The organism is Candidatus Contendobacter odensis Run_B_J11 (assembly GCF_000531125.1).
Classification (GTDB): Bacteria; Pseudomonadota; Gammaproteobacteria; order Competibacterales; family Competibacteraceae; genus Contendibacter; species Contendibacter odensensis.
In genome coordinates this window covers 1-9739 of record NZ_CBTK010000193.1, presented here as the reverse complement: position 1 = coordinate 9739, position 9739 = coordinate 1, and the positions used below count along the sequence as shown (strand labels likewise).

The window sequence follows — 9739 nt, the reverse complement described above, 5'->3', positions numbered from 1 at the left end:
CTAAAGTCGGCCATCGCCAGGCTCCTATTACGAACCCCTGCTCCTTACAAGAGCGGGGGTTTTTTATAGTCCTATTTGCGTAGCTCTTCGAGTAACAATTGGATTTCCGCTGCATATTGATAGTGCAATTCCGGGTCGGTAGCCAGTGTTGGGTCGCGTGATCCAGCCAGAATGGCGCACAGCTTGGTAATCAACAGCTTGCCCGTAGGTGGAACATTAGGACTGGCTCCGATCTGGTGTAGCCGGGCCGTTAATGCAGTGGTTTCGCCACGCTGAATAGCTGGGCTGATCTGGGTGCACAGCCGAGCACCGGGATTAGTGTTCTCGCCACCTGCCCGCCGGTAGGCCAGATATTTTTGGATGGATTGCTGTCGCGCTTGATCGGCGATACCAGGGTTTTCGACCGCCTGTCCAACATCGCGCAGGCCACGACGAATAGCCCAGTTGCGGGCAGTAGGGCTTTCAGGCAGGTTGCATTCACTGGCGCGATACAATTCCTTGCGTGCTTCATCATGTCGCCGCAACAAGATCAAAATGCTGGCCAGCTTATTGCGCCCGGCCTCTTCGCCGTGACCATCGTTCAGTTGCGCGCACAAATCTGCCATCCGCTGGTAGGCTTGGGCAGCAGCCTCAAGCTGGTTCAGCGCCTGATGCAAGTGACCAATTTCGCTCAGGATTTCGGCCATTGCGGCGTGATTGTGTTGTTGTTCGTATCGGTACAGTGCTTGTCGGCATGCATAGAGCGCAGCTTCCATTTCACCGTTCAGTTTGCGAGCCAAGCCCAGTTGCCGCCAAGCTTGGGCGGCACCTTCCGATGTCCCTAACGTCTCGAAGGTCTGCCGTGCAGTGTCATACAGCACTGCTGCCTCGGCGTAGCGTCCCTGCCGCTGGCGTACCAGCCCCAATTGCAATTGGTTGGCGGCCACCATCGGGTTAACCCTATTGAGGACAGTATAAGCCAGTGCGGCTTCGTAGGCGGTTGCAGCGTCGTTCAGACGTCGTAGATCGGTCAGGCAGTCCCCGGTTTCAGCTTCGGCAACCGCTGCCATGCGCCCGGCGTTGGTATTACCTGCATCAGCCAGCGCCTGAAACTTTTGACGGGCTTCGGCAAATTCTTGGGCCGCCGGCTCGACGGCGCTGGACAGCTTGAGCAGCTTGCCCAACTGGAAATGGGCGTGTGCCAAATCGTAGGCGGCACCGATATAAGCATCGGATCCGGCATCTTGACACTGACGCAGTAACTGTCGGGCCACCCACAGGGCATCTTCCAGCGCCCCCTCATCACGCAGCCGTTCGATGCGCAGTCGCTCGGTTTCAAACCGGATTCGGCTCCAGTCGGGTAACGCCCGACTGGCCCGCTCACGAGCGGCGACCACCTCGGTTAATGCTGCGGAGGTGCCGAGACCGGCCAGTAGCTGTTCCAACTGGTTTGCCAGTCGGGCAATCCGTTCTGGATCGACATGGCGTGGAGTATCACGCAGCAGAGCCAGCAGGTTGGGCAGTTCCAGTCGTAATAGCCGATGGGCGCGGGTGCTGTCCTTAAAGGATTGGGGGTAGAGAACCGCCAATAGTTGTTCCATACCTGTCCGCCAGCGTTCTCGCCAGACTGCCCGCGAGTTCAGATCCAACTGGCTACCCAAGTAATGAATTAGAGCAGGGTCAAAGCGCAGATGGCCGTAACCCTGATCCTCGGCCAGACCCAGCGCGATGAGACGTTCACAGAATGCGCCGATGGATAACGTGTCGAGGGTCAGGGCATGACCTAAAGCAATCCGGTTAGCACCCCCCTTAAAGAATGCCAGAACGGCCAGCCGCTCCCGATCATCGGGCGGCAACTGACGCAGAACCAGCTCCAAGCTCAAATACAGCGGCCATTTGGGGTCATCGCCCTGTCGACGCAATCCCGCGCGAAGGGAATGCAACAATGTTTGGGTCACGCTAACCCCCCTGACGCCGATTTCATGCGCTACGCGCAGCAGAGCACCGGGATGGCCGCCGGCCAAGGTCACCAACTCGCACAATTGTGAGAAACCGCTGCCGCTATCAGCAGTGGGCGGTGCTTCCCCAGCGACAGCCAAGGTACGACCGATCAGCAAAATGGCGTCGGTATCCTCCATAGGTCCCAGCGCCATCTCCATCCAAGGCTGGGCGAAGGGAGGGGGGCCTGCCCGGCCCAGCCCTAGTAGTTGCAGCTCCGGCCATTCATACAGCAATGCTTTCCAGAACTGATCAAAAACTTCATCCTGCTCCGAAGGCCAGCGTTCCAGTTGGTCGAGTACGATCAGGATCGGTTGCGGGCGCAGTGTTTGTCGGACATGATCCAGCGCCTGCCACCAAGTCGGGTACTGATCGACCGACCAATGCTTACCGGTGGAGAGCAGTTGCCGGCCCAGCGTTTCCAACAACGCCCGCGGATCTCTGGCATTACCGTCGCTGACGTAAGCAATCTGGCGGTAGCGACCGCAGTGCGCCAGCCAGTTCGCTAAGGCCGCTGCGACAGCGGTTTTACCGATTCCACCGGGTCCACGCAGGAAAAGAGGCGCTTGGTTTTCGAGCAGCCGCTCCATAACCAGCAACTCGCGCCCCCGTCCGATATAGCCGATCGGGGGTGGAGAGGGCAGCAGGCCCAGCGAAAAGGGCAGTGGCGCACTGATCAACCAGCGCCATAGATCTAGAGGGGGACGCAGGACAAGCCGGGGATCACTCTGTCCCAGATACAGGGCGCAGACCGACCAGTCGTGTAAGTGAATCCCGATACCGCCAAGGCCAGGAGCGCGATAGCTGTCGCTGGCCAAGCGGCGCTGGCCGGCAAATAACGCCTGGCTGATTCGGGCACCTCGCAATGATTCCTCGTAAAATGCAGACCAGAACCGACGTAATGTTTCGTGTGGCGCATCGGGATGCACAGTTATCACTGCTGCGGCACCCACGGCTAGCAGCAGCTTTGCCAATCTGGCCATCAGGATGGAACCAGACGAATCCGGGGGACGTACCAGGGCGACCAAGCGAATCCGGTAGGTGCAAAGTAGAGCTGCCAATACCGGAGCAGCGATAAAATCGGCGTTGCGGCACAGTGGCGTATCCACATTATGACCGGCCTCGAACCCGAGCAGGATGTCGCCGTGATCAGGTCCCTCGCGCAGGTAGCAATCCAAATGCAGGATGGTGAACAACCGCCCGGCGGCCCAAGCATCGTTCAACTGTTTTTCCAGGGCTGCCTGAGTCGGTGATCTCAATACCGTCGGCTCAACCAGAGCGCTCAAGCCGTCCAGTGCTTCCAGCAGGGGTAATGCGCTGCGCCGATGATCGGGATGACCAGTGGGTTCGGTATCCGGGCGCGGGCTGACCACCAGCACTCGAAGGGGCGTCGGTGCGGGCGCAAAAAAATCGCTACCCCCGGCGAGCCGGCGCAGGAACTGAACCGGCTGTTTAGCTTGAAGCAGGAAGTCGGATCCATCGTGCAGCAGTTCCCACGGTAGGTCGAGTGCGGTCATGGTGGTGGGAGATGTTGCATCCGCTTGTATCACCAACCGGCGTTCACGTGGATCTGGAACATCGCGCCAAGCCGTGATCAGTTCCCGCAAATTCGGCGTGGCCAGCGTCGCTTGATACAACGCGCAGCCCCAATCCACTAACCGCGCATCAGCGTGACGGGCGAACTTTCGAACCGTGTCAGTAGGCCAACAAGGGTAGCTGTGCCAATACCAGCGTAAGATCGCTGCGTCGGGTGGGGGGGGGAGTGAACCCAGAATAGCGCTGGCGCTGACCGTCATCGGTGACTCGGGGTGAAGATGCAGACAGGCGACAAGCTGCCAAGCACCTGCATTCGGCGAATCGGCTGGGCTGAAGGTCAGTGTCAACTCTGTCAGTGGCGAGGGACTACGGTCAGTGGCGGCATCACTGGGCAGTGGTTCACCCAAGATGGCCAACAATGTGGGCAGCGCCGCGCCGAGTCCATCAGCGGTTAACTGGATTGGAGTGGTGCGCGGCGGAGGAGAAAACCAACGGGAGAGTACGCTGTGATCAGTGCCTGGCAGCAGGAGCGGGATCACCCGATAGGCATCCATCCTCCCTCGCTCCACTTCCTGCGCGAGTTCGATTTCCCGGCGCAACCCAGCCGGGTCGCCGGTGTTGAGACCGATAACTACAATGACCTGGCGGGCTTTTTCAATGGCCCAGCGTACTTCAGGCACGATCCGGTCGCCACCGCGCAACTCATGGATATCGCGCCAGACGCGCAGGCGGCAGGTTTCCAGAGCCAGCGCCAGATCCCGGGCGAACGCGGTATCGGGGGGTGCGTGGCAGACAACGATAGAGGGGGCAGCCATCGCAAGATTCCGGAGTGGAAAGGGAAGGTCAAGATGATGAATAGCTTAGCGCAAAATGACTGAACCGATGCCCTTGAAATTCGCCGGTTCGTCACCATCTATACGGTAAGCCCCTGAGGGGGTGTTCATCGGATCGCCGAAACCTGAAATTCGAAGAGGTGTGATTATGAACCTGATGCGTTATGAACCTTTTAACCTGCTGAATCAATTGCAGCGGGAAGTTAACCGGCTGATTGACACCAGCCGATTCGGAGATGAGGAAGCGGGTCACATGCTGGTGGATTGGGCGCCGGCGGTGGACATCAAGGAAGAGCCTAACCAGTTTATTATCCACGCCGATCTGCCGGGCGTCGAGATCAAGGATATTGAGATCACCCTGGAGAATGGGGTGCTGACTCTGAAAGGCCAGCGCGCCGCTGAGCAGAAGGAAGAGACCGAGCAGTACCGGCGGATTGAGCGGGTGCGAGGCGCCTTTTTGCGCCGGTTCTCGTTGCCGGATGCGGTGGACGCCGAAAAAGTGAGCGCCAAATGCAGGGATGGTGTGCTGGAAGTGTTCGTGCCGAAGCGCGAGGGCGCGCAACCACGCAAGATCGCCATTGAAGGCTAAGAAGTTGTATAAGTTGAGCCGCGTGGTCGGCTTTAGAACCCAATCCTGACCTCTCGCCCATTATGGGGGAGGGGTTTTTTCGTACTATATTCACGGAATGCGGTAAGCTTTTTACCTCGATCCGCACTTTGCTGAACCCTGTTATGGAACCGCTCAATCGCGTCAAATCACACTTTACCGCCAGCCTCGAAGCTAAACGGCTCACCCTGGACTCCATGGGTGTACGCATTGTTCAAGCCGCCGATCATTTGGCGGATCGGCTGCGCCAAGGCAACAAAATTCTGGTCTGCGGCAACGGCGGGTCGGCCGCTGACGCTCAGCATTTCGCCGCTGAACTGGTGAACCGCTTTGAGATCGAGCGACCGGGGCTGGCTGCTATCGCGCTAACCACGGATAGTTCGGCGCTGACTTCTATTGCTAATGATGATGCCTTCGAGCAGATTTTCGCCCGCCAGGTACGGGCGCTGGGCAAGGCGGGTGACGTACTCTTGGCCATTTCGACCAGCGGCAATTCACCGAATGTCCTGACCGCCATTACCGCCGCCCATGAACTGGGATTGTCCACGGTAGCGCTCACTGGCCGCGATGGCGGTTGCATGGCCGAGCAACTTGGCGACGAAGATATCGAAATCCGGGTAGAGGCAATGGCGACAGCGCGGGTTCAGGAAACCCATATCCTGGTTATTCATTGCCTTTGCGATTTAGTGGACTGGCGGCTATATGGCGCCAGGGAGCAGGCATGAAACAAGCTTGGATGTGGAAGACACCTGCAGGTGCGTTACTGGTTTTGTTCCTGAGCGGCTGTGCCGGGCTGCTGGTTGGCGGCGCAGCCGTCGGCGTCGGTATGGCGCACGACCGGCGCACGACCGGCACGGTCGTGGACGATCAGACGATTGAATTAAAACTTTACGATGTATTCAACCAGCAGTTGCCGCCCGGTAATCACATCAACGCCACCAGTTATAACGGTGCCGTATTGTTGAGTGGCGAAGTGGTTTCGGAGTTAGCGCGACGGCAGGCTGAAACCCTCGCCCGTGGTATCGATCCACCGGTTCGGGAAGTCTACAACGAACTGGTTATTGGCCCACCGAGTACGCTGTCCAGTCGCAGCAATGATTTGTTACTGACGACCAAGGTCAAGACGGCCTTTTTTCAGATTAACATCCCGGATTTTGATCCGACCCGGGTCAAGGTAGTGACGGAACGCGGGGTGGTTTATCTGATCGGGCTGGTGCGGCCCAGTGAGGCCGATGCAGTGGCCAATGTCGCTAGCCAGGTCAGTGGAGTGAGCCAAGTGGTGACGCTGTTTGAATACATCCGCTAACCTTGGCTATTTCACAATCTTCAGCACCGGTTTGCGGGCGCGGGCGGCGGGCTTGTCCGGTGGGGGAGCGGTAGGCGGTGTGGTTTCATCGTCGCCTTTCTCCTCCTCGCCGAAAGCCATGCCCTGACCATTTTCGCGGGCGTAAATGGCTAAAACAGCGGTTACAGGAATCTGGAGGGCGCGGGCTATGCCGCCGAAGCGGGCGCTGAACTCGATCCAGTCGTTGCCTAGCCGCAGGTCACGCACCGCATTTGAATTGACGTTGAGAACAATCCGCCCTTCGTGGACATGTTGCTTGGGAACTTCAACGCCCGGCGATTCTGCGTCGACCAGAATGTGCGGTGTCAGGCCGTTGTCTTCAATCCACTCGTAGAGGGCACGGATCAGATAAGGACGGGTTGAGGTCATGGCAAAGAGGTGATATGAAATCGGGAGGCAATGGAATTTCCGGCGGAGCGGGGTTAACCCTCCGCCGGAAGCAGCATCAATGCACGTCCTTCCAGTATTCTTTCTTGAGCAGATAGAACACCACGAAGGCTAGACCCAGGAACAGGATCACCCAGATGCCGACTCGCTGGCGTTCCAATTGGATGGGTTCGCCCACGTAAGCCAAAAAGTTCACCAAGTCGGTCACTGCTTCCTTGTATTGCGGCGGACTCATGGAACCGGGTTGTACCAGCTCAAACTCCTTGAGGATTTTGGTTTCATTACCGTCATGATCTTTGTGGGTCTCATAAACCGGCTTCTGCATCCCCTGCAATTCCCACAGCACATGCGGCATCCCGGAGTTGGGAAACGCCGCATTGTTCACCCCATAGGGTCGAGTGGAATCCTGATAAAAGGTCAGCAGATAGGTGTAGAGATAATCTACCCCGCGTGATCGGGAAATAACGCTCAGGTCTGGCGGAGCCACACCAAACCAGCGTTTGGCATCTGCCTTGGGCATGGCGTTCTTCATCGTTTCGCCGATCTTGGCACCGGTAAAAATCAGGTTGTTCTTGACCTGTTCATCGGTCAAACCGATGTCACGGCCCATGCGGTTATAGCGCTGATGCTCCAGCGAATGGCAGCCCATGCAGTAATTGACAAACAGCTTGGCACCTTTCTGTAGCGACGCCTTGTTGTGCAAGTCAATCGGGGCTTTCTCCAACGGAAAACCTTCTCCGCCGGACGCAAGAGTCAGCCCTGGCAGAGCCAGAAGTGCGAATGCAATGAGGATTTTTTTCATTGTTAAGTCACCCTTTCCGGTACGGGCTTGGTCTTTTCGATCAGCGGTAAAAATGGCAGCAGGAAGAAGAACGCGAAGTAGATCACGGTACTAATTCGGGCTAGATCGGTGCGGCCTGGAGTCGTCGGCAGTGCTCCCAGATAACCCAGGATCAGGAAGGACACCACGAATGCGGCCAGCAACAGCTTGAACGGGAAACCCCGATAGCGGATGGATTTGACCGGGCTACGATCCAGCCACGGCAGGAAGAACAAAATGACAATGGCGCCGATCATGGTAATGACGCCGCCCAACTTGTCGGGTACTGCCCGCAACATGGCGTAGAACGGGGTGAAGTACCACACTGGCGCGATGTGCAGCGGGGTCTTCATCGAGTCCGCCGGATCGAAATTCGGATGTTCGAGGAAGTAGCCGCCCATCTCTGGCATGAAGAAGATCACGACGGAAAAGAAGATCAGGAACACCACCACCCCGACCAGATCCTTGACGGTGTAGTAGGGGTGAAAGGGAATGCCATCCAGAGGCTTGCCGTCAGCACCCTTCACCTTCTTGATTTCGACGCCATCGGGATTGTTGGATCCCACTTCGTGCAGAGCAAGGATATGGGCGACCACCAGCCCAACCAGTACCAACGGCACCGCGATCACATGCAGCGAGAAGAAGCGATTCAGCGTGGCATCGGAGATCACATAATCACCGCGAATCCACAGCGACAAATCCGGGCCGATGCCGGGAATGGCGCTAAACAGCGAGATGATCACCTGGGCACCCCAGTACGACATCTGGCCCCAGGGCAGCAGGTAGCCCATAAAGGCTTCGGCCATCAACGCCAGGAAGATCACGACGCCGAAAATCCAGATCAATTCACGCGGCTTCTTGTAAGAGCCGTAGATCAGGGCGCGGAACATGTGCAGGTAGACCACAATGAAGAAGGCCGATGCGCCGGTCGAGTGCATGTAGCGGATCAGCCAGCCCCAGTCCACGTCGCGCATGATGTACTCAACCGAGGCGAAGGCGTCGGTAGCGGACGGTTTGTAGCTCATGGTCAGCCAAATGCCGGTCAAAATCTGGTTGACCAGCACCAGCAATGCCAGTGAGCCGAAGAAATACCAGAAGTTGAAGTTCTTGGGCGCGTAGTACTCAGTTAGATGCTCACGAATCATCTTGGTGAGCGGAAAGCGCTCGTCAACCCAGCCGAGTAGGCCGGTTGTGCCTTGTGTGTTCGCCATTATGCAGTCTCCGGATTAACGCCAATCAATACCTGAGAGTTGCTCAGGTACCGGTAGGGGGGAACCTCCAGGTTCGTCGGCGCGGGGACGCCCTTATAGACCCGCCCGGCCAGGTCGAAGCGGGAACCGTGGCAGGGACAGAAAAAACCACCCTTCCAGCTTGGCCCAAGATCGGCTGGCGCCACGTCAGGCCGGAAAGTGGGCGAGCAACCCAAGTGAGTGCAGATGCCCACCAGCACCAGGACCTCGGGTTTGATAGAACGAGTGGCGTTCTGGGCGTACTTGGGTTGCTGGCTGGCTTCCTCGGAGCTGGGATCGCGCAACTGATCCTTGAGTCCGGGCAGCTCATCCAGCATTTTCTGGGTGCGTTTCAGCAGCCAGACCGGTTTACCGCGCCATTCGACCGTCATCAGCGCGCCTTCTTCCAGCTTGCTGATATCCGCTTCCACTGGGGCGCCAGCGGCCTGGGCACGCTGGCTGGGCGACCAGGATTTCAAAAAAGGAACGGCGACGAACGCCACGCCAACGCCGCCGACCACGGTCGCCGTGGCGGTTAAAAAGCGGCGTCTGCCGAGATCGACGTCATCTACCGTACTCATACGCAGTCTCCTGTTGTGGATTTATCATTAGAGAGGGATGGGTTGGCAACGCAAAAGGTACGCACGGGTTTCGTATTCGCTGGAGCCGGGCGGTGATCTGTTATTTTGCCAAAATCCGCAGTTTTCGGGGGGGCGCTGGATTATGCGCGAACTCCACCGGTATGAACTTTCGCCGTTTCTACGGTGCGGTAAAACTATAACTCAGGGCGGGTATTAGGGTCTATGCGCTTGTTGCAGGCAACAGGTTCAGGCTGCCTCGCGCACTTCCACCACCAGCCGCTTGCCGAGCGCCGCCAACGCAGTTTCGATCTGTTCGATCCAGCCCCCCGAAAATCTTGTTTATGAGACACTAATACCATTGCTTACGCGATGTTCGACTTTTCCGATGATTGATGAGGGTTTGGCGGCGCGACATGGCGGTATG

8 protein-coding genes are annotated in these 9739 nt (G+C 57.8%); 3 read left to right on the top strand and 5 right to left on the bottom strand.

Going from position 1 to position 9739, the window contains the following annotated elements; translation table 11 throughout:
• Positions 1 to 71 precede the first annotated feature (71 nt).
• Positions 72 to 4328 (bottom strand): toll/interleukin-1 receptor domain-containing protein, encoded by a 4257-nt coding sequence (locus BN874_RS11890; protein WP_034433577.1) that lies wholly within the window; start codon positions 4326 to 4328, stop codon positions 72 to 74.
• A gap of 166 nt (positions 4329 to 4494) precedes the next feature.
• On the opposite strand from BN874_RS11890, the gene BN874_RS11885 reads away from it, so the two are divergent.
• The 3 genes from BN874_RS11885 to BN874_RS11875 all read left to right on the top strand — a co-directional run bounded on the left by BN874_RS11885 (position 4495) and on the right by BN874_RS11875 (position 6259).
• Entirely contained in the window at positions 4495 to 4935 is a 441-nt protein-coding gene (locus tag BN874_RS11885; protein ID WP_034433575.1) for an Hsp20/alpha crystallin family protein, read from the top strand.
• A gap of 143 nt (positions 4936 to 5078) precedes the next feature.
• Complete coding sequence (locus BN874_RS11880; RefSeq protein ID WP_034433574.1) at positions 5079 to 5678, top strand: phosphoheptose isomerase; 600 nt, start codon at positions 5079 to 5081, stop codon at positions 5676 to 5678.
• Complete coding sequence (locus BN874_RS11875) at positions 5675 to 6259, top strand: BON domain-containing protein (RefSeq protein ID WP_034433572.1); 585 nt, start codon at positions 5675 to 5677, stop codon at positions 6257 to 6259. Before BN874_RS11880 ends, BN874_RS11875 begins: the two co-directional genes overlap by 4 nt.
• Positions 6260 to 6265: 6 nt before the next feature.
• Here BN874_RS11875 and BN874_RS11870 read toward each other — a convergent pair whose 3' ends face one another.
• Genes BN874_RS11870 through petA form a run of 4 tightly spaced genes read right to left on the bottom strand, consistent with a single transcriptional unit; the run spans position 6266 to position 9315 of the window.
• Positions 6266 to 6688 (bottom strand): ClpXP protease specificity-enhancing factor, encoded by a 423-nt coding sequence (locus tag BN874_RS11870; RefSeq protein WP_420886127.1) that lies wholly within the window; start codon positions 6686 to 6688, stop codon positions 6266 to 6268.
• Positions 6689 to 6743: 55 nt separating this feature from the next.
• Positions 6744 to 7487: a cytochrome c1 gene (locus tag BN874_RS11865; protein WP_034433568.1), complete on the bottom strand. Its 744-nt coding sequence runs from the start codon at positions 7485 to 7487 to the stop codon at positions 6744 to 6746.
• A 2-nt stretch (positions 7488 to 7489) separates the two neighbouring features.
• Positions 7490 to 8716 (bottom strand): cytochrome b, encoded by a 1227-nt coding sequence (locus tag BN874_RS11860; protein ID WP_034433566.1) that lies wholly within the window; start codon positions 8714 to 8716, stop codon positions 7490 to 7492.
• The gene (gene petA / locus BN874_RS11855; RefSeq protein ID WP_034433564.1) at positions 8716 to 9315 is read right to left on the bottom strand and encodes a ubiquinol-cytochrome c reductase iron-sulfur subunit; all 600 of its coding nucleotides are present in this window, start codon (positions 9313 to 9315) and stop codon (positions 8716 to 8718) included. Before petA ends, BN874_RS11860 begins: the two co-directional genes overlap by 1 nt.
• Positions 9316 to 9739: the final 424 nt, after the last annotated feature.